Annotated in this window: 29 protein-coding genes, 1 pseudogene and 1 riboswitch; of the genes and pseudogenes, 24 read left to right on the top strand and 6 right to left on the bottom strand. The window is 53.8% G+C overall.

The genetic code is table 11. The features are described 5' to 3' along the window. The first annotated feature begins 1 nt into the window (after position 1). The 5 genes and pseudogenes from AAA927_RS12890 (at position 2) to AAA927_RS10580 (ending at position 2,547) form a co-directional block, all read left to right on the top strand. The gene (locus tag AAA927_RS12890; RefSeq protein WP_366150659.1) at positions 2 to 88 is read left to right on the top strand and encodes an IS3 family transposase; all 87 of its coding nucleotides are present in this window, start codon (positions 2 to 4) and stop codon (positions 86 to 88) included. Between the two features lie 39 nt (positions 89 to 127). Continuing rightward, positions 128 to 559, top strand: a pseudogene (locus tag AAA927_RS10595) (MFS transporter); the annotation flags it as partial. A gap of 73 nt (positions 560 to 632) precedes the next feature. Continuing rightward, complete coding sequence (comA, locus tag AAA927_RS10590; protein ID WP_338217797.1) at positions 633 to 1,388, top strand: phosphosulfolactate synthase; 756 nt, start codon at positions 633 to 635, stop codon at positions 1,386 to 1,388. After that, positions 1,385 to 2,032 carry a histidine phosphatase family protein gene (locus AAA927_RS10585; protein ID WP_338217796.1) on the top strand — a complete coding sequence of 216 codons (648 nt, stop codon included), beginning with the start codon at positions 1,385 to 1,387 and terminating at the stop codon, positions 2,030 to 2,032. Before comA ends, AAA927_RS10585 begins: the two co-directional genes overlap by 4 nt. A 23-nt stretch (positions 2,033 to 2,055) precedes the next feature. Then, complete coding sequence (locus AAA927_RS10580) at positions 2,056 to 2,547, top strand: GNAT family N-acetyltransferase (protein ID WP_338217801.1); 492 nt, start codon at positions 2,056 to 2,058, stop codon at positions 2,545 to 2,547. Positions 2,548 to 2,614: 67 nt separating this feature from the next. On the opposite strand, the gene AAA927_RS10575 is transcribed toward AAA927_RS10580, so the two are convergent. Together AAA927_RS10575 and AAA927_RS10570 are read right to left on the bottom strand one after the other, a co-directional pair. Beyond that, complete coding sequence (locus AAA927_RS10575; RefSeq protein ID WP_125581043.1) at positions 2,615 to 3,814, bottom strand: toxic anion resistance protein; 1,200 nt, start codon at positions 3,812 to 3,814, stop codon at positions 2,615 to 2,617. Next, a complete protein-coding gene (locus AAA927_RS10570; RefSeq protein ID WP_338217795.1) occupies positions 3,801 to 4,526 on the bottom strand; it encodes a 5-bromo-4-chloroindolyl phosphate hydrolysis family protein in 726 nt (241 codons plus the stop codon). The genes AAA927_RS10575 and AAA927_RS10570 overlap by 14 nt, the downstream gene beginning before the upstream one ends. Positions 4,527 to 4,693: 167 nt before the next feature. Here AAA927_RS10570 and AAA927_RS10565 point away from each other — a divergent pair, with 167 nt between their 5' ends. The 18 genes from AAA927_RS10565 to AAA927_RS10480 all read left to right on the top strand — a co-directional run bounded on the left by AAA927_RS10565 (position 4,694) and on the right by AAA927_RS10480 (position 20,835). Next, the gene (locus AAA927_RS10565; RefSeq protein WP_338217794.1) at positions 4,694 to 5,230 is read left to right on the top strand and encodes an NUDIX hydrolase; all 537 of its coding nucleotides are present in this window, start codon (positions 4,694 to 4,696) and stop codon (positions 5,228 to 5,230) included. Next, positions 5,223 to 5,474 (top strand): hypothetical protein, encoded by a 252-nt coding sequence (locus AAA927_RS10560; protein WP_204119220.1) that lies wholly within the window; start codon positions 5,223 to 5,225, stop codon positions 5,472 to 5,474. Before AAA927_RS10565 ends, AAA927_RS10560 begins: the two co-directional genes overlap by 8 nt. Positions 5,475 to 5,519: 45 nt before the next feature. After that, the gene (locus tag AAA927_RS10555) at positions 5,520 to 6,215 is read left to right on the top strand and encodes a 5'-methylthioadenosine/adenosylhomocysteine nucleosidase (protein WP_338217793.1); all 696 of its coding nucleotides are present in this window, start codon (positions 5,520 to 5,522) and stop codon (positions 6,213 to 6,215) included. A 21-nt stretch (positions 6,216 to 6,236) separates the two neighbouring features. Continuing rightward, entirely contained in the window at positions 6,237 to 7,394 is a 1,158-nt protein-coding gene (locus AAA927_RS10550; RefSeq protein WP_338217792.1) for a cysteine desulfurase family protein, read from the top strand. A 289-nt stretch (positions 7,395 to 7,683) separates the two neighbouring features. After that, positions 7,684 to 8,583, top strand: coding sequence for an ABC transporter ATP-binding protein (locus AAA927_RS10545; protein WP_338217791.1), 900 nt, complete (start codon positions 7,684 to 7,686; stop codon positions 8,581 to 8,583). Further along, complete coding sequence (locus AAA927_RS10540; protein ID WP_338217790.1) at positions 8,576 to 9,811, top strand: ABC transporter permease; 1,236 nt, start codon at positions 8,576 to 8,578, stop codon at positions 9,809 to 9,811. Before AAA927_RS10545 ends, AAA927_RS10540 begins: the two co-directional genes overlap by 8 nt. A 5-nt stretch (positions 9,812 to 9,816) precedes the next feature. Beyond that, positions 9,817 to 10,206 (top strand): GntR family transcriptional regulator, encoded by a 390-nt coding sequence (locus tag AAA927_RS10535; RefSeq protein ID WP_338217789.1) that lies wholly within the window; start codon positions 9,817 to 9,819, stop codon positions 10,204 to 10,206. Next, entirely contained in the window at positions 10,199 to 11,059 is an 861-nt protein-coding gene (locus AAA927_RS10530) for an ABC transporter ATP-binding protein (RefSeq protein WP_338217788.1), read from the top strand. Before AAA927_RS10535 ends, AAA927_RS10530 begins: the two co-directional genes overlap by 8 nt. Further along, entirely contained in the window at positions 11,052 to 11,690 is a 639-nt protein-coding gene (locus AAA927_RS10525; RefSeq protein WP_338217787.1) for an ABC-2 transporter permease, read from the top strand. The genes AAA927_RS10530 and AAA927_RS10525 overlap by 8 nt, the downstream gene beginning before the upstream one ends. Positions 11,691 to 11,805: 115 nt before the next feature. After that, complete coding sequence (locus AAA927_RS10520; RefSeq protein WP_125581023.1) at positions 11,806 to 12,147, top strand: DUF1831 domain-containing protein; 342 nt, start codon at positions 11,806 to 11,808, stop codon at positions 12,145 to 12,147. A 106-nt stretch (positions 12,148 to 12,253) separates the two neighbouring features. Beyond that, entirely contained in the window at positions 12,254 to 13,018 is a 765-nt protein-coding gene (locus AAA927_RS10515; protein WP_338217786.1) for a nucleoside phosphorylase, read from the top strand. A 69-nt stretch (positions 13,019 to 13,087) separates the two neighbouring features. Then, on the top strand, positions 13,088 to 13,615 hold the full coding sequence (locus AAA927_RS10510) for a helix-turn-helix transcriptional regulator (RefSeq protein ID WP_338217785.1): 528 nt from the start codon (positions 13,088 to 13,090) through the stop codon (positions 13,613 to 13,615). Positions 13,616 to 13,717: 102 nt separating this feature from the next. Further along, on the top strand, positions 13,718 to 14,848 hold the full coding sequence (gene mnmA, locus AAA927_RS10505) for a tRNA 2-thiouridine(34) synthase MnmA (RefSeq protein WP_125581019.1): 1,131 nt from the start codon (positions 13,718 to 13,720) through the stop codon (positions 14,846 to 14,848). A gap of 341 nt (positions 14,849 to 15,189) precedes the next feature. Next, entirely contained in the window at positions 15,190 to 15,720 is a 531-nt protein-coding gene (locus tag AAA927_RS10500) for a methylated-DNA--[protein]-cysteine S-methyltransferase (RefSeq protein ID WP_338217784.1), read from the top strand. Between the two features lie 113 nt (positions 15,721 to 15,833). Next, a complete protein-coding gene (locus AAA927_RS10495; protein ID WP_338217783.1) occupies positions 15,834 to 16,502 on the top strand; it encodes a histidine phosphatase family protein in 669 nt (222 codons plus the stop codon). 12 nt (positions 16,503 to 16,514) lie between these two features. Then, a complete protein-coding gene (locus tag AAA927_RS10490) occupies positions 16,515 to 17,183 on the top strand; it encodes a tetratricopeptide repeat protein (protein WP_338217782.1) in 669 nt (222 codons plus the stop codon). After that, positions 17,176 to 19,605 (top strand): SF1B family DNA helicase RecD2, encoded by a 2,430-nt coding sequence (recD2, locus tag AAA927_RS10485; RefSeq protein WP_338217781.1) that lies wholly within the window; start codon positions 17,176 to 17,178, stop codon positions 19,603 to 19,605. Before AAA927_RS10490 ends, recD2 begins: the two co-directional genes overlap by 8 nt. A 12-nt stretch (positions 19,606 to 19,617) precedes the next feature. Beyond that, on the top strand, positions 19,618 to 20,835 hold the full coding sequence (locus tag AAA927_RS10480) for a GNAT family N-acetyltransferase (RefSeq protein ID WP_338217780.1): 1,218 nt from the start codon (positions 19,618 to 19,620) through the stop codon (positions 20,833 to 20,835). Positions 20,836 to 20,888: 53 nt separating this feature from the next. On the opposite strand, the gene AAA927_RS10475 is transcribed toward AAA927_RS10480, so the two are convergent. From AAA927_RS10475 to AAA927_RS10465, 3 genes are all read right to left on the bottom strand, one after another. Further along, the gene (locus tag AAA927_RS10475; protein WP_338217779.1) at positions 20,889 to 21,839 is read right to left on the bottom strand and encodes a diacylglycerol/lipid kinase family protein; all 951 of its coding nucleotides are present in this window, start codon (positions 21,837 to 21,839) and stop codon (positions 20,889 to 20,891) included. A gap of 125 nt (positions 21,840 to 21,964) precedes the next feature. Next, a complete protein-coding gene (gene rnjA / locus AAA927_RS10470) occupies positions 21,965 to 23,647 on the bottom strand; it encodes a ribonuclease J1 (RefSeq protein ID WP_338217778.1) in 1,683 nt (560 codons plus the stop codon). 3 nt (positions 23,648 to 23,650) lie between these two features. Beyond that, complete coding sequence (locus AAA927_RS10465) at positions 23,651 to 23,863, bottom strand: DNA-dependent RNA polymerase subunit epsilon (protein ID WP_125581004.1); 213 nt, start codon at positions 23,861 to 23,863, stop codon at positions 23,651 to 23,653. A gap of 205 nt (positions 23,864 to 24,068) precedes the next feature. Here AAA927_RS10465 and AAA927_RS10460 point away from each other — a divergent pair, with 205 nt between their 5' ends. After that, complete coding sequence (locus AAA927_RS10460) at positions 24,069 to 24,515, top strand: hypothetical protein (RefSeq protein WP_338217777.1); 447 nt, start codon at positions 24,069 to 24,071, stop codon at positions 24,513 to 24,515. A 37-nt stretch (positions 24,516 to 24,552) separates the two neighbouring features. On the opposite strand, the gene def is transcribed toward AAA927_RS10460, so the two are convergent. Further along, a complete protein-coding gene (def, locus tag AAA927_RS10455; protein ID WP_338217776.1) occupies positions 24,553 to 25,107 on the bottom strand; it encodes a peptide deformylase in 555 nt (184 codons plus the stop codon). A 188-nt stretch (positions 25,108 to 25,295) separates the two neighbouring features. Beyond that, positions 25,296 to 25,459, top strand: a riboswitch (M-box (ykoK) riboswitch). Positions 25,460 to 25,493: the final 34 nt, after the last annotated feature.

Raw genomic sequence — 25,493 nt, 5'->3', positions numbered from 1 at the left:
TGTGGATTGGTTTAACAATGTCAGAATTTCGAGAAACAAAAATGGCTTGACCCCAGTTGAGTACCGGGAACAAACCATGATTGCTTAATTCAAAATCTAAATTGTCTAACTTTTCTATTGCACTTCAATCACGCTGGTTGGCCTTTGCGTGATTTTGCTGGCTCAAGCTGGGTTTATTTTCTTGGGCCTGAACACGCCGTGGCTGCTCGTGATGGCCATTATTGTGCTGATGGGCTTTGGTAATGGCGCTTTCCAGTCGCCAAATAACACGCTGATCATGTCGGCCGTGGCCCCCAAAGATCTCGGGGTGGCTGGTGGACTCAATGCCTTGGCCCGAAACATGGGGATGGTCGTGGGCATCTCGGCTTCGACCACTGTGTTGTACGCCGCGATGAGCAACGAAGCTGGACATAAGGTGACGACCTATCTGGCCAAGCAGCCGCAACTGTTCATCGATGGCATGCATGTTGCCTTCATCGCCGCAACGGCGTTATGTGCGGTAGCGGTGGCGCTGACGGCGTACCGGATGCTGACGATGCGAGCCGGTGAAAAGAGCTAACAATGATCGCAAAAAAGTCACACTTTTTGTTTAAGCTGATTCTAATCAAATCATCATTTTGGAGGGTCAGGATATGTTAGCTTACGAATTTTTAGGCGCCAAAAGCGGGGCCGGGAAAACAATGGTACTGGACAAAGGCTTTGGGCTGAATGCCGCGGCGGATTTGGTGGCGACCGCCGGCCCCACGATCGATTTCATTAAGTTGGGGTGGGGCACGGCCGCAACCATGGACCGGGACTTGATCAAGCAAAAAGTGGCGTTGTATCGCCAGGCCAATATTGTGGTTTATCCAGGCGGTACGCTGCTGGAAGTCGCGGAAGCATCCGGGCAGTATGCTGCCTTTTTGCAGGAAACCCTGTCTCTAGGGTTCACCGGCGTGGAGATCAGCGATGGCTCCACGGTCATCACGCCGGCGCGGCGGCGGGCATTGATTGAGGAGGCCCAGAAGGATGGCTTGTTTGTCCTCACGGAAGTTGGTAAGAAAAATCCCACGCTAGATCATGAGCTGACGGTGCCGCAGCGCCTCGCCGAAATCCAGGCCGATTTGGCGGCTGGCGCCAACTATGTCATTCTCGAAGCGCGTGAAGCCGGCAAAAATATCGGCATCTATGACGCTTCTGGGGCTATCATTGAAAGTGAACTGGACGCCTTGGCCAAAGCTGGTAGCGACCAATTAATTTTTGAGGCGCCGCTGAAACCGCAGCAAGTCGCCCTCATCCTCAAATTTGGGCCGCAAGTCAACTTAGGTAACATTGCCGCGGCTGAAGCCACCGCGGTCGAAACTTTACGGCGCGGGTTGCGCGGCGATACGGTGGGGAAAAATCAATGAAGCGTTTGTTTATCATTCGCCATGGCAAGACGGCATGGAACGTAGCCAAGCGCCTGCAAGGGGCAGGGGCCGACAGTCAGCTGCTGACTGCTGATTTGACCGGCTACCACCAACTGGCGCAATACTTGGCGGCGTATCCTTTTACCCAGGTCTACACCAGCCCCATTGCCCGGGCACAGCAAACCGCCACCATTGTGACCGAATCCATGGGGCTGGCCCTCCCAATTCAACCTTTGACGGGTCTGAAGGAGCTCTCCTTTGGCCAATGGGAAGGTCAGCAGCGCGCCGACTTGATAGCGACTGCGCCCGCCTTATTCGCCAAGTTATCGCGCCGCGAAAATGATCCAGCGCTTCAAGCATTAGGCGTGGAAGATTTTGATCAAGCGCGCAGCCGGTTTCGCCAGGCGTTGCAGCAGATTGCTGCCAGCCTCGGCAAAAATGAAAATGCTTTGGTGTTTTCCCATGGTGGGATCAGCCAACTTGGCATCAAAGCCGCGACCGGCAACGAGAACTTGCTTGGCTTGAAAAATCTGTCCACTTCGATTCTCGCAGTGCATGAGCACCGTTTTTACTTAGATGTGTACAACCAAACCGCTTATCTCAGCCATACCGATTTGGATGAAGGCAATGTCTCCATTCTCTAAACATTGCCACCAAAGGAGCCTTGATTGTGACCCATTTTCGTCCGGCCCAGGCCAGTGACCTGGCGGCCATCATGGCCATTGAAACTGCGGGCTTCAGTCCCGCCGAAGCCGCCACCAAAAGTAGCATGCAGGCACGCATTGCGGCTTATCCGGAAACCTTTATTGTTGCCGTCGTCGCCGATCAAGTGCTGGGTTACATTGTTGGCCCCGCGATTGACCAGCGGTATTTGACCGATGAGCTGTTTGCCAGCGCGGCGGCGAACACGGACACCGCCCCGTATCAGGCCGTGCTGAGTTTGGTCGTGGCGCCAAGCCGCCGCGGTCAAGGCTTGGGCGGTCAGCTGCTGGCGGAGTTGGCCCAAGTGGCGACTGCGCAACATCGGCGCGCCATCACGCTCACTTGTCTCGAGCGCTTGGTGTCGTTCTATGAGGCCAATGGTTATCGCAACGAGGGCCAGTCTGCTTCCAGTCATGCGGGTGAGGTGTGGTATAACATGGTGAAGTCGCTCAGTTGAATGCGGCTTACTGCACAAAAAAGCGGCGAATTCCTCAAGGAATTCGCCGCTTTTGCGTTGCTGCTGTTTACTGGCGAGGATGCATATCGCCATGGGTGTAATCGAGCAGGTGGTTCTTGAGATCCTCTTCCATTTTCCCCAGTTCCAATTCGGCTGCTTGGCGCTTGGCGCGGCCTTCCTGCTGAATCTGGAGAGTTTGCTGCAAGGTGTCGACCAAATCGTTTTGGGTTTGGGTGAGGGTTTCGATGTCGACAACGCCGCGCTCGTTTTCTTTGGCGGTTTCGATGGCGGAAATCTTCAACATATTCGAATTCTTCTTGAGCAAATCGTTGGTGGTTTCGGAGACTTCCCGTTGAGCGGTGACGGCATCCTTTTGCCGCAATAAGGTAAGGGCAATGGCCACCTGGTTCTTCCAGAGCGGAATGGCGGTATTGATGGAGGCTTGAATCTTTTCGGCCAGGGCCTGGTTGGTATTTTGAATCAGGCGAATTTGCGGCGCCTGCTGCAAGGTGATTTCCCGGGCCAGCTGCAGGTCGTAGGCGCGTTTTTCCAACCGGGCTTCGAATTGCTTGAGGTCGTTGACTTCCTGGACCTTCATTTGATCGCCGGAATCTTGCGCTTCCTTCATCGCAGCGGGGATGGTGGTGGTCAAGAGTTCTTCTTGCTTCATCTTGGCCGCGGCAATGTAGATGTTCAAAGCATCGAAGTAGGCCTTGTTTTGGACATAGAGTTCGTCGAGCATTTTGTTGTCGTTGATCAGGCCTTGCTGCTCCTTGCCAAGCCGGGCCGCAATGGTGTCGATCTGAGCGCCAATTTTCTGGTACTTCGCGGTAATTTCAAAAATCGAGCGCCGCACTTTGCCGAAGATTTTCTTGAAGACGTTGTTGTTTTCGGCCCGCAACTCATCAGGATTGGCTTCATTCAGCCGGGCCATCAGTGAGGTCAAGGCATCGCCGACTGCACCCGTGTCTTGACTTTGCACCTTGTCCAGCATGGTCTGAGAGAATTGGCCGAGCTGCTTTTGGGCGTTGGCGCCATAGTTCATCACGGCTTCGGTGTTTTTGACATCGATTTGGGCGGCGAGGTCTTTGGCCTGTTTTTCTTGCTCAGGCGTGAGGTTGGCCTTTTTCACCTGTGCTTCTGGCGCTTGGCCGGTAGCGGCAGCAGGCGCTGCGGCGGTGAAAGGCTGGCTTAGCAGGTCATTGAGTAAGTCTGGATCGGCTTGGGTGCTGGTTGGTTGTGGTGTCGGTTCGTCATTCATGTTCATGCCCCGTTTCTTCCTTAATGGTTGCATTCAAATTAACTTGCCGGTTCAGCGGCTGGGTTGATTCAGTCAAGCGCGGTTTAATCTGCTGCTTGGCCAAGTTCAAATCGGCTTCCAAATCATCAATATCGCTTTCGACAAACTCGGCATAGCCATCTTTGATGGTGGCGGCCAAGTCGGCGAGGGTGTTGGCCGCAGTGGTCAACACGTCATAGGTATCTTGCGTTTTGACTTCATGGTGCGAAATCGTTTCGTATTTTTGGGCGATGCGCAGGAGGTTAGGCAATTGCTCATAGATAAAATGCCCAGCCGCCCCGAGTTTTTTCGGGGTCTGCACAATGGCTTTAAAATAAGCGTGCATGATGTCGAGTAAGTCGGCATTCAAGGCAATGGCCTTAATCTTTGGCACGCGGTCCGCGATGGCCTCAAAGTCATGAATTTGATCTGCCGCTTGATCCATCGTGTCCCGAAACAGGTTGATCTCATTTTCCGAGAGGCCTGCTTCGCTGTAATGGGCGGCCATGTCAGGCGAAATGGGTGGGGTTTCGGATTCAGGCTCAGGCCGGCTAAGCTCACCAATCAAGCGTGCGCCGCCGAACACCACCAATAAGAACGATGCAATCCATACGCGGCCAGTGAGGAGGCCTAATACTGCACCGCCAGCGGCCCACAGCCCAACGCGGAGCCAGCGGATTCTTTTTTCCGGTTTTTTCACGTTTTTCACTTCCTGCTATAATGCTTACGTGACCTCAGTTTACCATATTATAGGGGTGGTCATATCCGCCTTCGGATGGACTTTCGTCAAGAATCTCTTAAGGCGTTGGTAATCTCAGCGGCCATTGGTATCATGGGCTATGAAGAAACTGGAAAGAAGGCAAGCGCTTGGAAACCATCGAGCAACGAAAACAACTTTATGCCGGGCCGATTTTGACCTTAAGTGAGCTGACGGTCCGCCTGCCAGACGGCACCACGGCGCCGCGCATTCTCGTACACACCACTGGTGCGGCGGGGGTGCTGGCCCTTAAGCAAGGCCGCGCCTTGTTTGTGCGGCAATGGCGCACGCCGCTGGGTCAGGAAACCTTGGAAGTACCAGCAGGCAAAATTGAGCCTGGCGAAACGCCGCTCCAAGCAGCCAAACGTGAGCTGAATGAAGAAGCCCAGCTAGCCGCTGCGCATTGGCAACCGCTGACCCACTTTTATCAAAGTGCAGGTTTTTCGGATGCCCAGACGCATCTTTTCTTAGCGGAGGACTTTCACGCCCCAGCCCAGCAGCGGCCGCAAGATGTTGGCGAGTCCGTTCAAGGCGAATGGCTGAGCTTGCACGAAGCCCAAGCGGCGCAGCAAGCGGGCTTGATCTGTGATGCTAAAACCACATTGGCAGTGGCGCTGTGGGCGCTAGAGGAGGCAAAGCATGGCTGAGATGACCCGGAAAGAATATCGTGAGGCGCAGGCCAAAGCCGCAGCCGAGGCCGAAACCCGCGACGAAAAACGGCGCGAAGCCGAGCGCGAGTACGCCAAAGAAAGCCGACCGAAACCCACTACCGGCCGCTTTGATGAACCCACCTTCAAAAAAGTGAACAGTCTGAAGAAGAAACTGAACTGGGCGATTGGCATCACCGCAGTGCTGTTGATCATTGTCTTTGTGGTTCTGTTTTTCCTGTAAAGAGCGTACAATTAGTAAGTGACTCGCAAGGATAAAGGAGTGTCTGTGATGAAAATCGGCGTGATTTGCGCGATGGAAGAAGAAATTCGCACCTTGTTGCCAAAACTGGCGAACAAGGAAGAAAAAGTTTTTGCCAGCCAGCATTATTACCATGGCCAACTGGATGGGGTCGAAGTGACCTTGGTCGAATCAGGCATTGGCAAAGTCCAAGCCGGGATGACTGCCACGGTGCTGCTCAATGAATACCACCCGGATGTGCTGATCAACACCGGCAGCGCCGGCGGCATTGGCACCGGGTTGGCCATTGGGGATGTGGTGATTTCAGATGAAGTGGCCTATCACGACGTTGATGCCACGGCTTTTGGCTATTTGCCTGGTCAACTACCGCAGCAGCCGCAGCGGTTCAAGGCTGATCCAGCCGTGGTGGCGGCCATCAAAGCTGCCGCCGAAGCGACCCAGCTCACCACGCATGTGGGCCTCATTGTGTCTGGCGATCAGTTTATTGCCAGCAAAACCGCGATTCAACGGATTTTGGCGATTTATCCAGAGGCCCTGGCCAGTGAAATGGAAGGCGCGGCAATCGGCCAAGTCGCCACTGAATTCCACACGCCTTTTGTGGTGATTCGAGCGATGAGCGACAATGGTGATAGTAAAGCCAGTGTTAACTTTGATGATTTTATCATCGATGCCGGCAAGCGCAGCGCCGCGATGCTGCTGGCCTACTTGCACCAGTTGAATTAACGAACAAAGGAGTAAATGATTTTGACCCATATTTATCTCGATAATGCCGCCACCACCCCCATGGCTAAGCCGGTCATTGACACGATGATGGCGCAGATGCAACAGGATTTTGGCAATCCCAGCTCCACGCATTGGTTCGGTCGTGAAGCGCATACGGTGATGGACGCGGCCCATGCGACTTTGGCCAAAAGTATTGGAGCAAAACCCACCGAAATTGTCCTCACCAGCGGCGCGACTGAGGCTAATAACACTGCCATCATGCAAACGGCGCACAAGCGCGCCAGCCTAGGCAAGCACATCATCACTACGGCAATTGAACATCCCAGCGTATTAAAGCCGATGGCGGCCTTGGAGCAGGAAGGCTTCAACGTCACGTATCTGCCAGTGGACGAAAATGGGGAAATCAGTCTGGCGGACTTTGATGCGGCGCTGGATGATGACACAATTTTGGTGTCGATCATGCTGGGCAATAACGAGGTCGGCAGCCGCCAGCCCATTGCTGAAATCGGCGCCCGTCTGGCGGACCACCAAGCGTGGTTCCACACCGATGCCACCCAAGCCTATGGCCTGCTGGATATTGATGTGAATGCCTTGCAGGTGGACATGCTCAGTGTTTCTGCGCATAAAATCAACGGTCCCAAAGGCATCGGCTTTTTGTACCGGCGCGAGGGCATCAACTTCCCGTCTTTCCTCAAAGGCGGCGAGCAGGAAACCAAGCGCCGCGCCGGCACTGAAAACCCGCCAGCCGTGGCCGGGTTTGCTGAAGCGGTGCGCCTGATTACCCCACAGGAAAAAGCCGATCGGCAGGCGAAGTATTTCGGCTTCAAGAAACAGATTATCGATTCGTTGACGGGCGCCGGCATCGACTTCAAAGTCAATGGGCCGCTGAAGGAAGATGCGCTCAATCACGTGCTTAATCTTTGGTTCCCCGGCGTTTCGACCTATGCGCTGCAGACTAACCTTGATTTGGCAGGCTTTGCCATTTCTGGCGGTTCGGCCTGCACGGCGGGCAGCATGGAGCCGTCGCATGTGCTGACGGCGATGTACGGGGCGGATAGCCCGCGGATTGCCGAGTCCATTCGGATTTCCTTCGGCGCTTTCACCACGGTGATGGACATCGCCCAATTCATTGATGCCTTAGAGAAAATCGTTACCCGGCTGCACAGCAAAACGCATTAGTGGCCGCGGGCGGCTACGGGGTGGGCTCCGCCAGCACCACGGCTGCTCGTTGGAGAACAGACTGAGCTGGTCAGACATGTTTTCTTAGACTAGGTGATGCTGTGGTTTGAAGATAGCCTGCCAGCAGACCTGAGTTGGTTGTCTGCTTTGGCAGGTAGAGGTTATACGGTACCAGTTGAAACGATCTTGGATAAGTAGCCAAGGTCGTTTTTGTGTGGAATCAGATTGACGACAGCACTTACTGATGATACTGTACATGTTAGGATATATACAGTAAGGGGATGGAAAAATGCTTGAGGTAGCAGGCGTGACCAAGCGCTTTGGGGATCAAACCGCGGTAGACGAGGTGAGCTTTACGATTGCCCCAGGGGAGATCCTAGGGTTGATAGGGCAAAATGGTGCCGGTAAAACGACGACGTTTCGGATGATTTTGGATTTGTTGCAACCAGATGCTGGGCGCATCAGTTGGCAGGGCCAACCGTTGGCGCAGCTGAATCGTGATTTTATTGGTTATTTGCCGGAGGAACGGGGGCTTTATCCCAAGCTCACCATCGAGGAGCAGGTGCAGTTTTTTGGCCAGTTGCATGGCATGACTGCCAAAGATGTGGATGCACAGTTGGATGAGTGGCTCCACCGCTTTGAGGTGAAAGGCAAGCGCAAGGATAAAATCAAAGATTTGTCCAAGGGGAATCAACAGAAGGTGCAGCTGATTGCCGCGCTGATTGCGATGCCGAAGCTGCTTATTTTGGATGAACCGTTTTCCGGGCTGGATCCGGTCAATGCCAGTTTGCTGGAGGCCGGGGTAAGGTTGTTACAGGAGAATGGCGCCGCGATTATTTTTTCCAGCCATGACATGCGCAATGTCGAGTCCTTGTCGGACCGCTTAGTGATGTTGAAAAATGGCCGGGAGGTGCTGACCGGGACAGTGGCGGAAATTAGAGCCCAGTATGGCCGGGTGCGGATTCACCTCGATGAACCGGCCTTGACCAAAGCCGAACTGGCCGCTTTGCCAGGGGTGGCGCAGGTGACGCAAACCGGTAGCCACTTTGAGCTGGCCTTGGCGGATGAGGCCGCCGGGAAAGCGATTTTTGACCGCGTGACCGCTGGCGGTTATATTGCTGGGTTTCGGCAGCAGGCGCCGTCGCTAGATGAGATTTTCCGGATGAAAGTAGGTGAACCTGATGCGTAAGTTGAACTTGATTGCCAAAATGGTCTTTCGTAAAAACATGCACAGTTTTAGTTGGTGGAGTCTAGTGCTGATGCCACTCATTGCGCTTGCCATCATTGGTGGGATTTCTTGGTATATGGATCAGACCAACCAGCCGGCGCAAGTGGCCGTGGCGGCGCCAGCGGCAGTGCAGGCGAGCTTGAAGCACAGTAGCGACCCAGAGTTTCAGCCAGTAACCAGTGTTTCTGCCGGGCAGAAACTGTTGAAGGCAAGTAAGGTCGATGGCTTGCTGACGGTGGCGCAGGCGACGAGTCCAAGCGTTAAGCTGATGGTGCGCGACGATGGGGAAACCGTCGATCCAGCGACCATTAAAACCACGTTGACGGCGTTGAATACGCAGGCTGTGGCCAAATCGCTTGGTTTATCGCAAGCGGCGCTGGCACAAATGTTGCGGCCCACTCAAGTCAAGGTCAAAACCGTGACGGTGAGCGGCGGTCAGCTTAAAGCTGCCGCCAACAAGTCGGAGGGCCTTAAAAGTATCCTTGCGTTGGCGGTAGGTTTTCTTATGTATCTGTTCCTCATGAGCTATGGCAGCATTGTGGCGCAAGAAATTGCCACCGAAAAAGGGTCGCGCATCGAAGAGTCGATTTTGGCCGCGATCAAAGCGCAAACCCAATTTTATGGCAAGTTATTGGGCATTGCTGAGTTAGTCGGGGTGCAGTTGTCCGCTTATGCGGTGCTGGGCGGCGGGGCGTGGCTGCTACGAAAGCACTGGCCAGCGTTGGATGATCTACTGCGACTGGTCGATTGGCAGCAAATCGGCTGGTCATTTGTCCTGGTGATGCTCGGCTTCTTTGTGCTTGGCATTCTCAGCTACACGATTTTAGCCGCGCTGTGCGGCTCTTTGGTCAGCAATCAGGAGCAAGCGGGTATGGCACTTCAGCCCGTGCTGTATCTGGCGATGATTGGCTACTTTGCGGCGCTGATGGTCAGCAATGGCTCCGGCCCGATTATCAATGTGATGAGTTACCTCCCGTTTCTGAGCCCCATGATTATGCCGGCCCGCTTTGGGGTCGATCAGGTGGGTCTGCTCCAAGTTGGCATCGCCCTTGCCATCAACTTGGTCTTCCTGCTCGGCTTCAGCATTTTTGCCGCGCGGGCTTATCGGGCGAATGTGTTGGTTTACAGCGATAGTGGCATTTTGGCGGCTTTGAAGAAGAGTCGGTCAGTGGCTAAAGCGCAGAGGTGAGTGCGGTGCGAATTGTGATTCAAAATCGAGCGGGCGAGCCGATTTATCAGCAAATTATCGATCAAATCCAAGCCGCTATTTTAAGCGGTGAACTGCAACCGGGCACCTTGCTGCCTTCAATTCGGGGGCTGGCGAAAGACTTGCAAATCAGCGTGATCACGACGACACGTGCCTATCATGATCTGGAACAAGCCGGCCTGGTGCAAAATGTCCAGGGGAAAGGTACCTATGTTCAGCCCCAGGACCCGGCACTGCTACGCGAACAGAGCCTACGTCAAGTGGAAGCAGGTCTGCAAGCGGCCCTTGATGCCGCCAAAATCGGTCAAATTCCGGCGGCAACCCTGCACGAGATGTTGGATAACTTGATAGCAGCGGGAGGTGAGGACCATGAATGAGCGGCTGAACGTGACTAATTTGGCGAAAACCTATCCCGAGTTTGCGCTAGGGCCGTTAACCTTTGATTTGCCGGCTGGGTACATCATGGGTCTGATTGGGCCAAATGGGGCAGGCAAAACCACGACGTTGCGCTTACTCCTGGACATGGCCCAACCCAGTGCCGGCGAGTTTACCTTGAATGGCGCCAAGACCGCCGATGCGCGGCAGCAGGCCCGCGATGACCTCGGGGCGATGCTGGATTCAACCACGCTGCCTGACGTCTGGACCGTCAAGGACATCGATGGCAATATGCACCGCCTCTTTCGGCGCTGGGATTCACAGCAGTTTTTGGAGCTGGTGGCGCAATTTGATATCAACCCGAAAACCATGTATCGTCGCCTGTCCAAAGGCACGCAAAACAAAGTGAACTTGGCGGTGGCGTTAAGCCATCATGCTAAACTCCTGATATTGGATGAACCGATGGCAGGGCTGGATCCGATTGCACGGGATGAATTACGCCAGCTGTTGCAGTCGTATATTCAGGATGGTGAGGCTAGTGTGCTGCTCTCCAGCCATTTAACGGATGATTTAGCGCAGTTTGCAGATTATCTCTTGTATCTAATTCACGGTCAGCAGCGCTTTTTTGGTGAAACAGACACGCTGCTTAGTCGTTATCTGTTAGTGCAAGGTGGCTCGTCAGAGCTGACTGCAGCGCTTAAACACCGTGGGCTGGGCCTGCGCCAAAGCAGCGTTGGGTTCTCTTTGCTTCTGCCGACTACGGACCAAGCGCTGGCTGCAGGGCTGGTCACCTCCACGCCGGATCTGGATACTTTGATGATCTACTTAGGCAAGCGAGGTGAAGACCATGCGTGATATTGCGACGATGATGAGATTAGACTGGACCACCACTAAGCTACATTCAATTTGGTGGATTGTGGGGTTAGCCGACCTCGTGCTGGTGCTTCTGGGCGTCTTTCTGGCTAATACTAGCTTTTTGATGTTAGGGGCCGCAGCGGGGATGGCCAGTTCCGCTTTGATGATGCCGTTTGTAGGCAGTCAGCAGCACGGGCTTGAAGGCATGCTGGCACTGTTGCCGCTGCGCCGGCGGACCGTGGTGTGGGGACATTATGGCTTTGCTTTAAGTTTGGTCGCAGCTTTGGTGTTGAATTTTGCAGTGGTGGACGTGGTCACTGGGCTCATTCGGCCCGCCGAAGCCAATCTCAGCCGCACCCTCGGCGTGGCGGCAGGCGTGTTCTTCTTTTTCGTATTGACCACCGCCATCGAATACCCGATGCTGCTGAAATGGGGCTTTGAACGGGCGCCATTTGCTGTCTATGGCACCTTGTTTGGGCTTTGCGCGGTGTTGGGGCTGGTGGCTTATCTGGATCCCTTTGCGCAGCTGCCAGTGTGGCCCACAGTGGCAGTGGGCCTAGTGGCGTTGCTGGTGGTGCTAAGCGGCTCCTTGATGATTAGTCTGCACGTCTATGAAACTCGTGAAATCTGACGACTGTTTGCTCCTAATCAACGGCTTAGGCCGCGCTCTGGCTTTCAGAAGCGCTTGCATCATGGTAAAATAAGGCTAGAGTAATCACGCATTGGCGTGAAAGGGGAGTGGCAAGATGGCACTAAAAGCAACTGGGGCAGCATTGGGCGACCCGAAAACCTATCAAATTTCACCTAATATCAAGCGCTACACGCTCATGGATTTGGGGTTTGTCAAAACTAAGAATGGCAATTTCCAGCTGGAACGCGCACTGGATCCCAATTCACCATTCACGCAAGCTAACAAGCTGAAAATCACCTTTAAGGCTGACCTGTCTGGTTTCCAAATGGATACCACGACCGCTAATGGCTTGAAGGCCATCAACATTTTCAAGTCAGAGCAGACCAAGGACAATGTTGAGCAGTATCAGTATCTAATTGATAACCTGATTGAGCGCGAAGTCTTAGCGATTCAATAGCCAGTGAGGCACTGCAAACGCAGTGCCTTTTTGATTCTGGCTGGTGCATTGCTGTCGCCATTCATTTATGCTTTAATAAGGCTCAACAATGAAGGAGAGTGGCGCCATGTTACTCGAGGAATTCGATCCTAATCGTCACGCTTTGATCAACCCAGCCGATGTGGCGAAAAGGCAAACTTTTGCGACTGATTTTCCAGAAACGGTGCTATGTCCTTTTTCGGCCAAACTCGTGGCAGCATTGCTGGCAGCCAAGCAATTGACCCAGATTGGTGGCTTGTCTTCCATCAATGGCGTTGAACCGATTTACCAGTATGAAACCGGGGGCAAACGGTTTGCCTTAATCATGCCCCGCATTGGCGCAGCCAATGCGGTGGGGTTGTTGGAAGAGGTGTATGGAGCAGGCGGGCGAAACTTTGTGGTCTTTGGTTCGTGCGGGGTGCTGGATTCGAGCCTTGCCGCTGACACGTTGATCATTCCGACCGAAGCCATTCGTGATGAAGGTACCAGTTATCACTATGCTCCGGCCGCCCCGACGATTGCTGCTGCCCCGGCCGCAGTGACAACGATGAATGCTGCGTTTGATGCGGGTCATTTTGCCCATCAACAAGCAATCACCTGGACCACCGACGCGTTCTATCGGGAAACCGCTGCGCGCAAACAGCGGATGCTGGGGCTAGGCGCGCAGGTCGTGGAAATGGAAGCGGCGGCGCTGTTTGCTTGGAGCCAATTTCGCCACCTTGGTTTGTACCAGTTTTTCTACACTGCGGATCATGTGGCCGAGGCCGGTTGGGACGAACGCAAAGCTGATCGCAAACGCCCGGAACACGACTTTTTTGCCGCCGCAGTAGCAGTGGCCGCAGCCGTTAGCTGAGCGAACACTTTTGTCATCTCGGCTTTTGGCGCCTGATGAGGTGGTATGCTGAAAGCAGAAGGTGATGACATGACATTTCGGATGGGAAAAAATCTCCAGGCGGCGCGTGAAACGTTGAACCTGTCGCCGCAAACCGCGGCATTGCGAATCGGGGTGGCCGCGGCGCAGGTTGAAAACTGGGAAACGAATCGTCAGCAGCCAAGTCTGGCACAGCTGGTCTTGATTAGCCAGCGCCTAGGCCTCACCCCACAAACGATGCTGGGTGTGACGGTGCAGCCAGCGCCACCGGTGATTGGCATGCGCCAGCAAAATCGCAGCATGGCCTGGTCGGCCACGAGTGATGAACTGCGGCGCGGCATGCTGGCGCTTTTGATTCAGCTAGCGGCCAGCCTGACGCAGGTTCAGGCCGCCGCACTGATGCCAGTGCTGAATCAGCATTTTGCCCTGGTGCTGGAAGGGGTCACCAGTGTGCCCAACATCACGACAACGCTGGGACTGGCCCTGAGCAAGGCGATGCGGCAGCAAGGCCTGCGCTTTGAGCCGGCCCAGGACGACATTTTCACGGCCATCATGCGCATGACCCGCAGACGGGTCTAACGCTTACTTTCCGTTAGCGTTGTAATTCTGCGCCGCGCTGGTATAATGAGTACTACTGGAATTGACGACCTTCAAATCGGATAACTCCAGAATCTGATTGAAATGATGGTGATCATTTTGGACAATAGCAACACCCGCGTTGTGGTGGGCATGTCCGGCGGGGTGGATTCTTCCGTCTCGGCGCTTTTGCTCAAGCAGCAAGGGTATGATGTTGTCGGTGTCTTCATGAAAAACTGGGACGACACTGATGAAAATGGCGTTTGTACGGCGACGACAGACTATGAGGATGTCGCCAAAGTCGCCAGCGAAATTGGTATTCCGTACTACGGCATCAACTTTGAAAAAGAGTATTGGGACCGCGTTTTCCAGTACTTTTTGGATGAGTACAAAGCCGGCCGGACGCCAAATCCCGATGTGATGTGCAACAAGGAAATCAAGTTTAAGGCGTTTCTTGACTACGCCGACGAACTGAATGCCGACTACATTGCCATGGGCCACTACGCCCAAACCACAACCGATGCCGACGGTGTGGTGCACATGCTGCGCGGCGCTGATGGCAACAAGGATCAGACCTATTTTCTGAGTCAGCTTTCGCAGGCGCAGTTGGCCAAGTCCATGTTCCCTATCGGTGGCATGCAAAAGTCTGAAGTGCGGCGCATTGCTGAAGAGGCCGGGCTCGCGACGGCACACAAGAAGGATTCAACGGGGATTTGCTTTATCGGTGAGCGGAACTTCAAGCAGTTCCTGTCCACTTATCTGCCGGCTCAGCCAGGCCAGATGATGACTTACGATGGCGAGGTGAAGGGCCAGCACGATGGCCTGATGTACTACACCATCGGTCAGCGCTCGGGCTTGGGCATTGGCGGTAACTCTGAGAATTCCGAGCCTTGGTTCGTCGTTGGTAAGGACTTGGCCAAGAACATTTTGTATGTTGGTCAGGGCTTTAACAATCCGCACCTAATGGCGACGCACTTGGAGGCTTCGCAGATGAACTTCTTCACTGGCCATGCGCCAGCGCAGGACTTCCATTGCACCGCTAAGTTCCGGTATCGCCAAAAGGATACCGGCGTCACCGTGCACATGGATGGCGATAAGGCCACCATCGAGTTTGACGAGCCAGTCCGGGCCATCACGCCAGGGCAGGCAGTCGTCTTGTACGATGGCGACGAGTGCTTCGGTGGCGGGACCATCGAAGTCGCTTATAACGATGCCAAAGTTTTGCAGTATGTCTAGCTTGCAGTGGGGCTGTGACAAAAGGCGGGTTTGGAGCCGACAGGTAGCCTTTCTAACGCATGTCAGCCTGTACGCGCCTCGCGCTACGGGCTGATCAAGCCATCCACCAAGTCCGAACTTTGGACTCGGTGGATGGCGTAGCTGCTGCCGCATGTCAGCCTGTACGTGCTTTGCACTACAGGCTGATCAAGCTGCTCGGCTCCGGCCTTTTGGCACGTAACTCTGCTGGAATATTTGGAGTGAATTTAGGGGCTGTGACAATCGTCACAGCCCTTTTTTTACGATTTTCGCTTCTCCAAACACTTGTTCGCGTGCTACAATTTAACCAAGGAGATGAGCACATGCAAGCGAAAACAAGGATCACTTCGCCGCTGGGAGCCATGACCCTGCTGGCGGATGAGCAAGGTCTGCTCGGGGTGTGGTTTGATGGTCAACAATACTTTGGGGGTCAGTTTGATTTGGCCACGGCGGTTGACACGCAAACACCAATTTTGCGGCAGGCGACCCACTGGCTGCAGCGCTATTTTGAGGTCGGGCCGCAGCCGCTAGGGGATTTGCCGCTGCATTTAACCGGTACGCCCTACCGCCAGCACGTGATGCAAGCGTTGTGCCAAGTGCCAGCGGGGCAGGTGGCGACGTATCAGCAACTGGCAGATCAAATCAGTCAGCAGCAAGGCCATCCGACCGCGGCCCGAGCCATTGGCGGAGCGGTGGGCCACAACCCGCTCAGCGTGATTGTGCCATGCCATCGCATTGTTGGCCAAACCGGCGCTTTGGTTGGGTATGCTGGCGGCCTGGAGCGGAAAGCTTGGCTGCTTAAGCATGAAGGCTTGGCGGTGACTGAAGACGGGTTGCGCCTCGCTGATTGCTAACGCTGCCGATTAGCGCTGTCGGTTAACTGCCACCAGATTTTTAGCCGACCCTTGAATTACTGCGCCTAAATCGCGATAATTGGGAGAGATAGAAGTCAATTGGAGGGTCAGGCGTGACGCGTTTATATTTTGTTCGGCATGGGAAGACAGAGTGGAATCTTGAAGGGCGCTATCAAGGCGCAAACGGCGACTCGCCGCTACTGAAGGAGAGCTACGAGGAAATCAGTCAGCTAGCGCATTACCTCACGGCTCATCAGGTTAAGTTCAGCCACGCTTACGTCAGCCCACTGCCGCGCGCGAAAACGACGGCCCAATATCTGATCAAACAACTGGGGCAAACCATTCCGGTGACCATCACCGTGGGGATGCGCGAGTTTAATCTTGGCCGGATGGAAGGGATGCGCTTTACTGATGTGGCCAAACGTTATCCGCAGGAGCTGTACAGTTTCCGCCATGCTCCGGCTGAGTATGACCCGACCACGATTCAAGGTGAGTCCTTTGCTGAACTGATTGACCGCATGGAGCCAGTCGTGTTAGACGCGGTGAGGGCCGATCACACCGGTGTTGAAAACCTACTGTTCGTCAGTCACGGCGCGGCGCTGACCGCGCTGGTGCAGACGCTTTTGGGTAAGCCCATCAAGGACTTGCGCAAGGCTGGTGGGCTGACCAATAGCAGTGTGACGATTTTGGAAGCACATGGTCCGCAGTTACCCTTCAAACTCATCAAGTGGAACGAGACGTCTTACATCACTAAGAAACTAGAAGCCAGCGATACGATTTGAGGAGGCCAAGCAATGAGTGAACAAGCCATGATCAAGCAGTTCAATCAAGGTGACCATGATGCCGCCATTCGCGCAGCCGTTCAGCGCATCGATGACAAACCGACCGACCCGAAACGCTACGCGGTACTAGCCACGATGCTGATTGGCATTCACGCTTTTGATGAAGCCAGTCAGTTGCTAGTGCGGGCGCTGGGGCTGTTTCCTAACCATCCAGAATTGACGTATGATGCTGGCTTATTGGCTTTCAGTCAAGAAAATTTTGACCTCGCCAGCAAGTACTTCAAGCAACTGGCGCAAGGGCAAGGCAACTTGCAAACCGATGCTCAATACATGCTGGCGCTGAGCGAGCAGCATGCTGGTCGCACCCAAAAAGCCTTGGCTTACGCGCTCACGGCCCATGAAGCCGCTCCGGAAAAGGTGGATGCGGCGCTGCTAGCGGCGCAACTGTTGCTCGGCTTTGGGGCGTTTAGCGATGCCAGTTGCTTGCTCAAGCCGTTTCTTAAAATGAAAGATGTTGGGGTCTTATTCACGTATGGGATGGCGCAGACTGGCGCTGGGATTGATGGGCAAAAGTGGCTGGATGAAGCCAAGGCCCTTGATCCTAAAGGCTACCAAAGTAAAGTCGGTCAGGTCCGCGATATCGCCGGTTTTTTGAAAGCGCAAGGGCAAGCCGATGAATGAGGATGAACAGCCAACCGTCAGTGGTCGGGTCAAGAGTCTTTTCTTCCAAAGCCCGACTTCTTTTTTTAAGATCATTTTGATCACCATCACCAAGACCAACATTCAATGGCCTGATGACGAAATTGTGGTCACCGGGAACTTCGGCGACATCAAAGAAGACGAAACTTACACCTTCGTTGGCAAAGTCGTCAATCATCCGAAATATGGCCTGCAATTTGCCGCTGACAATTATCAGGTGGATAAGCCGACCTCCAAGCAAGGCTTGGTGGCTTATTTGAGTTCCGATCGCTTTCCTGGCATTGGCACCATCACCGCGCAAAAAATTGTGGATGCACTCGGGGTCAAGGCGATTGATAAGATTCTCAAGGACGAAAAGGTCCTGATTCCGTTGGGTTTGAATGCCGCTAAGCGCGCGGTGCTGGTGGATAATTTGCAGCTGAATTTGGGGATGGAACAGGTCATCATTGGCCTCAATGACTTTGGCTTTACGTCCAATATGGCAGCTAAAATCTATCAGCTCTACAAAACCGATGCGCTGGACGTGATTGAGGACAATCCTTACCAGCTGATTGCCGACATCGACGGGATTGGGTTCAAGCGGGCCGACGCGATTGCAGCGCGAATGCACATCGCCCCAGATGCCCAAATTCGCTTAGGTGGCGCGGTATTGGACGAACTGAGTCGCATGACGGATGGCGAAGGCGATACTTATGTTGAGTTGCCCATGCTGATCAATAATGCGGTGGGACTACTTGAAGGCGCACGCAATGTCGAAATCGATCCCAATCAGGTCGGTCAAGCCATTTTAACGCTGACCAAGAAAAATCAACTGTATGTCGATGGCCAAAAGGTGTTCCCGAAGCGGCTTTACGATGCCGAAGGCGAAATTGCCACCCGGCTCAAACAACTGCTCGGCGATGACACCAAGCCGGCCAAGCACACCGCCAAAGTGATCAAACAAGTGGAAAAAGAGCAAGGGATAGCCTATGACGATACCCAGCGCGAAGCGATTCAAACTGCCATCGAACAGCCGCTGTTTTTACTCACTGGTGGTCCTGGAACCGGCAAAACCACGGTCATCAACGGTATTGTGCGCGCGTATGCGGCGCTGAATGATTTGAGCCTTGACGTCAATTCCTATCACGATGAGCCTTTTCCGTTGATGTTGGCGGCGCCGACTGGCCGCGCCAGCAAGCGCATGATGGAAACCACTGGCCTGCCGGCGAGCACGATTCATCGCCTGCTGGGTTTGGCTATTGACACGCAAGATTATGAGCCCAAAGAGTTGCCTGATGGCCTGCTCATTGTCGACGAGATGTCGATGGTGGACACTTATTTGTTCCGCACGCTACTGGCGGCGCTGCATCCTGGTATCAAGTTAATTTTGGTGGGGGATAAAGATCAGCTGCCATCAGTCGGGCCGGGCCAGGTCTTCGCCGACTTGCTCCGCAGTCATACGCTGCCGGCGTTAGAGCTGACGCATATTCACCGCCAAGACGCCGACAGCTCCATCATTCCGCTGGCGCATGCCATCAACACCGGCAAGCTCCCGGCCGATTGGCAGCAAAATCGTGCTGACCGCTCGTTCATTCTGTGCCCGCCGGAGCAATTGCCGCGGGTCGTGGGGCAGGTCGTGGGGCGGGCGGCCCAGCAGTTTGATCCCGCCGATATGCAGGTGCTGGCGCCGATGTATCGCGGCACCGCTGGCATCGATCAGCTTAATCCTTTGATTCAAGATATTCTCAATCCCAAAAAGGATGACCGGACCAAGGAAGTCGATGCGGGCCTGGTGCATTACCGGATTGGTGACAAAGTGCTCCAGCTGGTGAATAGCCCGGAGCAGAACGTCTTTAACGGCGAGCTGGGCATGATCACTGGGATCACCATGGCCAAGCAAGCTGAAAGCAAAACGGATGAATTGACTATCGACTTTGATGGCAACGAGCTGCAGTATAAGCGCAGCGATTGGACGAAAATCACGCTGGCGTATGCCACCACGATTCATAAAGCGCAGGGGAGCGAGTTTCCGGTGGTCATTTTGCCGCTGACTTTAGGCGCGCGGCGGATGCTACGACGTAACTTGCTGTACACGGCGGTGACCCGAGCGCGGAACTTCTTGATTTTGCTCGGCGATCCGCGGGCCTTTGAATTGGCGGTGCAGGCCGTGGCTGATAATCGCAAAACGGCGCTAGTGGCGCGATTAACCGCCGTTTTGCCGGCTAAATTCGACCTGGTCAACGCGGCGACTGGCGCGCCGCCAGTTGACACTCCGCCGAATGCTTTAGATAATGGAACCAAAGCGCCAGCCGCGCCAACCGATTTTCGCTTGACGCCGGCCTTAGTAATGGCGCAGACCATTGACCCGTTGATTGGGCTGAATGGTCTCACGCCGCAGCAGCTTGCCGCTGCAGGCAAAGCCTAGAAGGAGTTTGGTATGGAAGACGATAGTCGAAGCGGGTTAGAAATTCGCCCTGTGACCCCGCACGATCTTGAACAATTTAATAATTTACTGGCCTATGTGTTTCAGGTGACCGCCAAGGAAGTCGAAGAATCCGGCTATGAAGACGGTGAACTGGAACGCGCCAAACGGCCGGTACTGGAAAAATCCGATGTCATCGGTTGGTGGCATGGCGATGAGCTGATTTCTCAGCTTGCCGTCTACCCTTGCCGCGTGAATATTCACGGCCGGGTCTTTCAAATGGGTGGTTTAACTGGCGTTGGGACCTATCCCGAATACGCCGGTCACGGCTTAATGCATGATTTGGTTAAGTTGGCCCTTCAACATATGCGCGAACACCAGCAATGGATTTCTTACCTGTATCCTTACAGCATTCCTTTTTACCGGAAAAAAGGCTGGGAAATCATGTCCGATCATTTGACCTTCGATGTTAAAGACACCCAGCTGCCAAAATCCGTGCCGGATATGCCTGGCCATGTTGAGCGGCTGGAAATTGATGATCCTGATGTGATTGAAACCTACAATCGCTTTGCCTTGCACAATCACGGCGCGATGATTAGAAACCAGCTGAACTGGGACGAATACTGGCGCTGGGAAGACGAAGACGAGCGCATCGCCGGCGTGTACTACGATGAAAATGACCTACCGCAGGGCTATGTCTTGTATTGGATCGCTGATGAGGTCTTCCACATCAAGGAAATGGTGTACAACACCCAAGAAGCCCGCAGTGGCCTGTGGAACTTTGTGGCGGCGCATTTTTCCATGGTGGAGCATGTCAAAGGCAATATCTACAAAAATGAACCGCTGCATTTTCTGCTGGATGATGGCGATATCATGCAAACCATTCACCCGTACTTTATGGCGCGGATTGTCGATGTCGCGGAATTTCTGAAGGCTTATCCGTTTGTGGAACCCGATAAGCCCGTGCACTTTGTGGTCAGCGACCCCTTGGCAGAATGGAACGTGGGCGTCTTTGGCCTGTGGTGGGATGACAAAGGCCAGCTGCATGTGACGGACCGGCCTGTGGGCGAAGAGGTTAAAATCGATATCGCCACCTTGACCACCATGCTGATGAGCTATCGGCGGCCGTCGTATTTGGCCCAAATCGAGCGCCTGCAAGCTAGTCCCGCGGCGATCAAGCTACTGGAGCGGATTATTCCCATGGAAGAACCTTACTTTTCTGATTATTTCTGATTGGAATCAAATACCGGTTGTCGGCTGCTAATGCAGCTTGACAACCGGTATTTTTAATCGAGTTTAAACCAGAAGCGTTGGGTCGTGGTAGTGAACTCAAGCTCAAAGGCCCGGGTCCCCATTTCTTCGCCGTCCATTTGTCCCGGCTCTAGGGCCGTGGTTTCAAGCCGCAGGTGCTTGCCTTTCAGGTAATGCACCTGCGGATATTGCGCGGCCTTGCCCCGAATCATTTGTACGAGCAAAAACAAGAAGGCGAGCCAGTTCGGGTGCTCCACCACCACTAAGTCTAGCAGGCCATCGGTGGGCGTGGCGTGGGGCATGAAGCGAATGCCGCCGCCAAAATAGGGGTGATTGGTGGCATCGACCAGAAAGGCCCGGGGGATGAGCTCCATTTTGCCGGATTGGTCGTAAACGACTACGTCAAAGGTTTTCGTTGTAAAGAAGGTTTTCACCCCGGAGAAGAAATAGGATAGCTTACCTAGGTACAGCCGATTCAAAATTCGTTTGATGCGGCTATGGGTGTTGGAAGCGACCACGGCGGCATCGAAGCCGATGCCGACATTGTTGACGAAATAGCCAGTTTCATGGTGCGTATGCTCGGTGTAGCGGCCAATGTCTAGCGTCAGTGGCTGCTCGGCCGCCAGCACTTGGGCCAAGGCTTTCATCGGATCCTCGCTGAGGCCGACTCCGCGGGCGAAGTCGTTGCCTGAGCCGGCCGGAATGTAACCGACAGGCAGGTCGCTTTGCCGCGTCATGCGCAGGCCGGTGATGGTTTGGTTCAAGGTGCCATCGCCGCCGATGGTCAACACCACCGCGTCCTGGCGCTCATTGAAGCTGCCAATTTGCCGGGCCAGTTGGATGGTATGGCCGGCGTAGCGACTCACGCGCGTTTCATAGGCGATTTGCCGCGCGTCGAGTTCGGCTTTCACGGCGTGGTAGATTTTAACTGCGTTGCCCGAACCGGCAGCGGGGTTGAAAATAATATAGTAGAAGCCAGCGGCCATGTGGGGATCCTCCTCAAAAATCACTAATGCCGATTATACCGATTAGAATAAATTGACACAACTGATTGCCATAATCCACTAAAAAAGCACCCAAATGTTTAAGGTTCACATCTGGGTGCCAGATCTTACAAGGTAATCAGCATTGGCAAAATCACAGGGTGGCGTTCAGTCTTATCAAACAGGAATTCCTGCAAATTAGACGTGATGGCCTCTTTGAGCATGCCTTCGGTGACTTTCTCGTTTTGCTTGAAGGTATTCTTGATGGTCCGGTAGACGCGGTGCTGCGCCTGGTTGATCAGCTCGCCGCTTTCCCGCATATAGATGAAGCCCCGGGACAGCAGGTCGGGACCAGCGAAGACGGCTTGTTTTTGCATGTTGATGGTGGCGACGACCACGACCAAGCCTTCTTCAGATAACAGGCGGCGGTCACGGATGACGGCGTTACCGATGTCGCCAACGCCATTGCCATCGACGTAAACATCGCCAGCCGGGAAGTGGCCAGAACGCCGGACGGTATCAGCGGTTAAGGCCAAGACATCGCCATTGTCCATGATGAAGCAGTTTTCTTCCGGCACGTGGCATTCTTGGGCCAACTCGGTGTGAATTTTCAGCATCCGGTATTCGCCGTGAATGGGCATGAAGAACTTGGGCTTCATCAGCCGCAGCATCAGCTTTTGTTCTTCCTGACCACCGTGACCAGAGGTGTGGACGTTATTGACCTTACCATGGATGACCGTGGCGCCGGCTTCTTCCAGCTCGTTGATGACGTGGTTCACCGAGACGGTGTTACCAGGAATCGGGTTGGACGAGAAAATCACCGTGTCGCCAGGTTGAATGGAAATCTGCCGGTGGGTGCCATTGGCAATCCGCGACAAGGCCGCCATTGGTTCGCCTTGCGAGCCGGTGCAGAGAATCATGACCTGGTCGGCTGGCATTTTGTTTAATTCATGCGGGTCGATCAGTTCGTCATCCTTAACGTCGAGGTAACCGAGTTCCCGACCATTGACCATCGCGGTTTCCATCGACCGGCCGAAGACCGCAATTTTGCGGCCGTGTTCCCGAGCGGCGGAAATGGCTTGGGCCATCCGGCTGATGTTGGACGCGAAGGTGGCAAAAATGATGCGGCCTTCAATGCCATCGAGAATGTGGCGAATCGAGCGGCCGACGAAACGTTCGGATTTGGTGAAGTTAGGAATTTCGGCATTGGTACTGTCTGACATCAACAGCAGTACGCCTTCTTCACCGAGTTTGGCCATGCGCTGCAAGTTAGGGGCGGGCTGATCGCCAACTGGCGTCAAGTCGAACTTATAATCCCCAGTTTCAACGATGGCACCATAAGGGGTGTGCACCGCCACGCCCAGGGTATCTGGGATACTGTGGGTGGTGCGGAAGAAGTCGATCCACAAGTTTTTGAACTTCAGGACGTCTTCTTCTTTGAGTTCATGCAGCTCGGTGGTCCGCAGCAGGCCATGTTCTTCCAGTTTGCCGCGAATCAAAGCCGCCGCCAACGGTGGGGCATAGACGGGAACGTTTGGCACTTCCTTGAGAAAATAAGGAATGCCGCCAATGTGGTCTTCGTGCCCGTGGGTAATGACCAAAGCCTTGATTTGGTCTTGGTGTTCCACCAAATAGGAGTAATCGGAAATCACGTAATCAATCCCAAGCAGGTCATCTTCTGGGAACTTGATCCCAGCATCGATGACGATGATTTCATCTTGGTATTGAACCCCGTACATGTTCTTCCCAATTTCTCCTAAGCCGCCGATGGCAAACACGGCGACTTCGTTTTTCTTAATATTGAGTTTCATAAATTAAAACTCCGTCAGTTTGAAATCAGCAGACTTTTTTTCGTAGTCCAAAAAGTTGCCGGATAGTTCTTGCACGAGCTCGATGTTGTAGGGGGTGTTTTTTTCCACCAACGCCCGCGCAATGGCTGCAGAATCTGCTTCAAGATAAAGGGTCTGGGTGGTTTCCCGCTTCGGGTTGCGCACCTTGTCTGATTGATATAAAACTTTGTAAATCATAAAAAAAGCTCCTTTTTATCCGCGAAAAAGGCGCACCAAGGCGCGCAATTTCGCAATTTTTGCCGGTCAAATGTTGAAAACTCAACAGTTACAAACATTTTAGCATAACTGCGGCGGTTTCGCTATGGACCCCGCAGGCACCGTTAAGCTTCGGTCGGTGCGGCTGGGGCCCAATAGCGTATAATGGAAGAAAGGAAGTGAACGCATGTATGGGTTGATTTTGGTCTTATTGATCGGCATTGTGGCGGCAGTGGTCATCTGGTGGCGCATTATGCGGCGGCGCCAGGCTTTACGTTTGTTTATGCATCACAGTCAAAAACTGACGGATCAAATCGTGGCGGAGAGCCTGACCGCCTTGCATTGGCCGTATCAACCGCCGCTGCGTTCCGCACCAGTGGCGGATGTCTGGGGCCATGGGATTATGGGCTTTGAATACGAAACAGCCACCCCTAAAATCACCATTACCGCCGGCCAGCTGCAAAATCAGTTGAAACTCATTGCTACGCAGCAGCATATTGCCAGCTCCGATCCGCAATATCCCGCTTTTGTGGTCACCGATTTTTGGCAGCGCGCCGGTGTTGTTCACTTTGATGTCGCGTTTGTGACCAATGCGCCGACCATCGCTTATTTGCAGGATATTCAGCGGGTTTAGGGCAGAAAAAAACCGGCGCGCCGGCCGGTCAAATCACTTAGTCGATCAAAACACCTTCAGGAGTCATCTTGAACGGTGTTTTTTTGTTGATGTGGTCATAGAACAAGATCCCATTTAAGTGGTCGATTTCATGTTGGCAAACAATCGCCGCATAGTTCTTGAGCCGCACCTTTTTGGTTTCGCCTTCAAGGTTTTGGTAGCGAATGGTGATGCGATCATGCCGCACGACGTAACCTTCAATGTCTTTGTCCACGCTCAGGCAGCCTTCGCCTTCAGAGAGGGCGGCATCTTGCACCGAGTTGGAAATGATGACTGGGTTGATGAGGGTTTCTTGGAATAAAATCGTGTCATCTGGGCCGGGCACGAGCACGGCGGCCATGCATTCAGAAACGCCGACTTGCGGCGCGGCCAAGCCAACACCGGGCCGCAGTTTGTATTGCTTGTTTTCCTCTTCGTCTTGGCTGATCACCAAGTATTCCATCAGGTCGTGGGCGAGTTGTTGGTCGGTCTCAGATAAGGGGAATTCTACTTTCGCTGCCCGCTTACGCAGGACTGGATCGCCGTCGCGGGTAATGTCTTTCATTAGATACAAGGTTGTGACCCTCCAGTTTGTCAATTTCTTTTCTACTCTAGCACAATTAGCCGCCGCGGTGAACGGATGGCGGCTAAAAATTCGCTGTGCTGAGAGATGAGAAAATGCTCATTTATGCCGGTACAGCAGCGTTTGCAGTTGACTTTTTCAGTTCAAGCCGGTATAGTAATAAGCGTAGGTAAATAACTGGTGCTTCCCGTTAGGTGAGGCTCCTATACGAACAATGCTGCTGCTCAGAAACATCCAGAGATGCCAATGAGTCAACTGCGCTTGTCTACAAAGGCTTGCGCTAACGTAGCTGAAGATTTTTTTCTAGGCGTATAGTGCTAAAACTAAACGATTGGGATGCAAGAACTGCGCGCATACTCAATCGGTGTGCGTTTTTT

The sequence above is a fragment of the Lacticaseibacillus salsurivasis genome (assembly GCF_036246225.1).
GTDB lineage: Bacteria > Bacillota > Bacilli > Lactobacillales > Lactobacillaceae > Lacticaseibacillus > Lacticaseibacillus salsurivasis.
The sequence above is the reverse complement of the archived record's forward strand: the minus strand, read 5'-3'. Positions and strand labels throughout refer to the sequence as shown.

What these genes read in the sequence shown, in the direction of transcription:
- comA (WP_338217797.1), top strand. Translation starts at nt 633, where the DNA reads ATGTTAGCTTACGAATTTTTAGGCGCCAAAAGCGGGGCCGGGAAAACA.
- AAA927_RS10585 (WP_338217796.1), top strand. Translation starts at nt 1,385, where the DNA reads ATGAAGCGTTTGTTTATCATTCGCCATGGCAAGACGGCATGGAACGTA.
- AAA927_RS10575 (WP_125581043.1), bottom strand. Translation starts at nt 3,814, where the DNA reads ATGAACATGAATGACGAACCGACACCACAACCAACCAGCACCCAAGCC.
- AAA927_RS10560 (WP_204119220.1), top strand. Translation starts at nt 5,223, where the DNA reads ATGGCTGAGATGACCCGGAAAGAATATCGTGAGGCGCAGGCCAAAGCC.
- AAA927_RS10545 (WP_338217791.1), top strand. Translation starts at nt 7,684, where the DNA reads ATGCTTGAGGTAGCAGGCGTGACCAAGCGCTTTGGGGATCAAACCGCG.
- AAA927_RS10540 (WP_338217790.1), top strand. Translation starts at nt 8,576, where the DNA reads ATGCGTAAGTTGAACTTGATTGCCAAAATGGTCTTTCGTAAAAACATG.
- AAA927_RS10530 (WP_338217788.1), top strand. Translation starts at nt 10,199, where the DNA reads ATGAATGAGCGGCTGAACGTGACTAATTTGGCGAAAACCTATCCCGAG.
- AAA927_RS10525 (WP_338217787.1), top strand. Translation starts at nt 11,052, where the DNA reads ATGCGTGATATTGCGACGATGATGAGATTAGACTGGACCACCACTAAG.
- AAA927_RS10520 (WP_125581023.1), top strand. Translation starts at nt 11,806, where the DNA reads ATGGCACTAAAAGCAACTGGGGCAGCATTGGGCGACCCGAAAACCTAT.
- AAA927_RS10515 (WP_338217786.1), top strand. Translation starts at nt 12,254, where the DNA reads ATGTTACTCGAGGAATTCGATCCTAATCGTCACGCTTTGATCAACCCA.
- AAA927_RS10510 (WP_338217785.1), top strand. Translation starts at nt 13,088, where the DNA reads ATGACATTTCGGATGGGAAAAAATCTCCAGGCGGCGCGTGAAACGTTG.
- mnmA (WP_125581019.1), top strand. Translation starts at nt 13,718, where the DNA reads ATGATGGTGATCATTTTGGACAATAGCAACACCCGCGTTGTGGTGGGC.
- AAA927_RS10500 (WP_338217784.1), top strand. Translation starts at nt 15,190, where the DNA reads ATGCAAGCGAAAACAAGGATCACTTCGCCGCTGGGAGCCATGACCCTG.
- AAA927_RS10490 (WP_338217782.1), top strand. Translation starts at nt 16,515, where the DNA reads ATGAGTGAACAAGCCATGATCAAGCAGTTCAATCAAGGTGACCATGAT.
- recD2 (WP_338217781.1), top strand. Translation starts at nt 17,176, where the DNA reads ATGAATGAGGATGAACAGCCAACCGTCAGTGGTCGGGTCAAGAGTCTT.
- AAA927_RS10480 (WP_338217780.1), top strand. Translation starts at nt 19,618, where the DNA reads ATGGAAGACGATAGTCGAAGCGGGTTAGAAATTCGCCCTGTGACCCCG.
- AAA927_RS10475 (WP_338217779.1), bottom strand. Translation starts at nt 21,839, where the DNA reads ATGGCCGCTGGCTTCTACTATATTATTTTCAACCCCGCTGCCGGTTCG.
- rnjA (WP_338217778.1), bottom strand. Translation starts at nt 23,647, where the DNA reads ATGAAACTCAATATTAAGAAAAACGAAGTCGCCGTGTTTGCCATCGGC.
- AAA927_RS10465 (WP_125581004.1), bottom strand. Translation starts at nt 23,863, where the DNA reads ATGATTTACAAAGTTTTATATCAATCAGACAAGGTGCGCAACCCGAAG.
- AAA927_RS10460 (WP_338217777.1), top strand. Translation starts at nt 24,069, where the DNA reads ATGTATGGGTTGATTTTGGTCTTATTGATCGGCATTGTGGCGGCAGTG.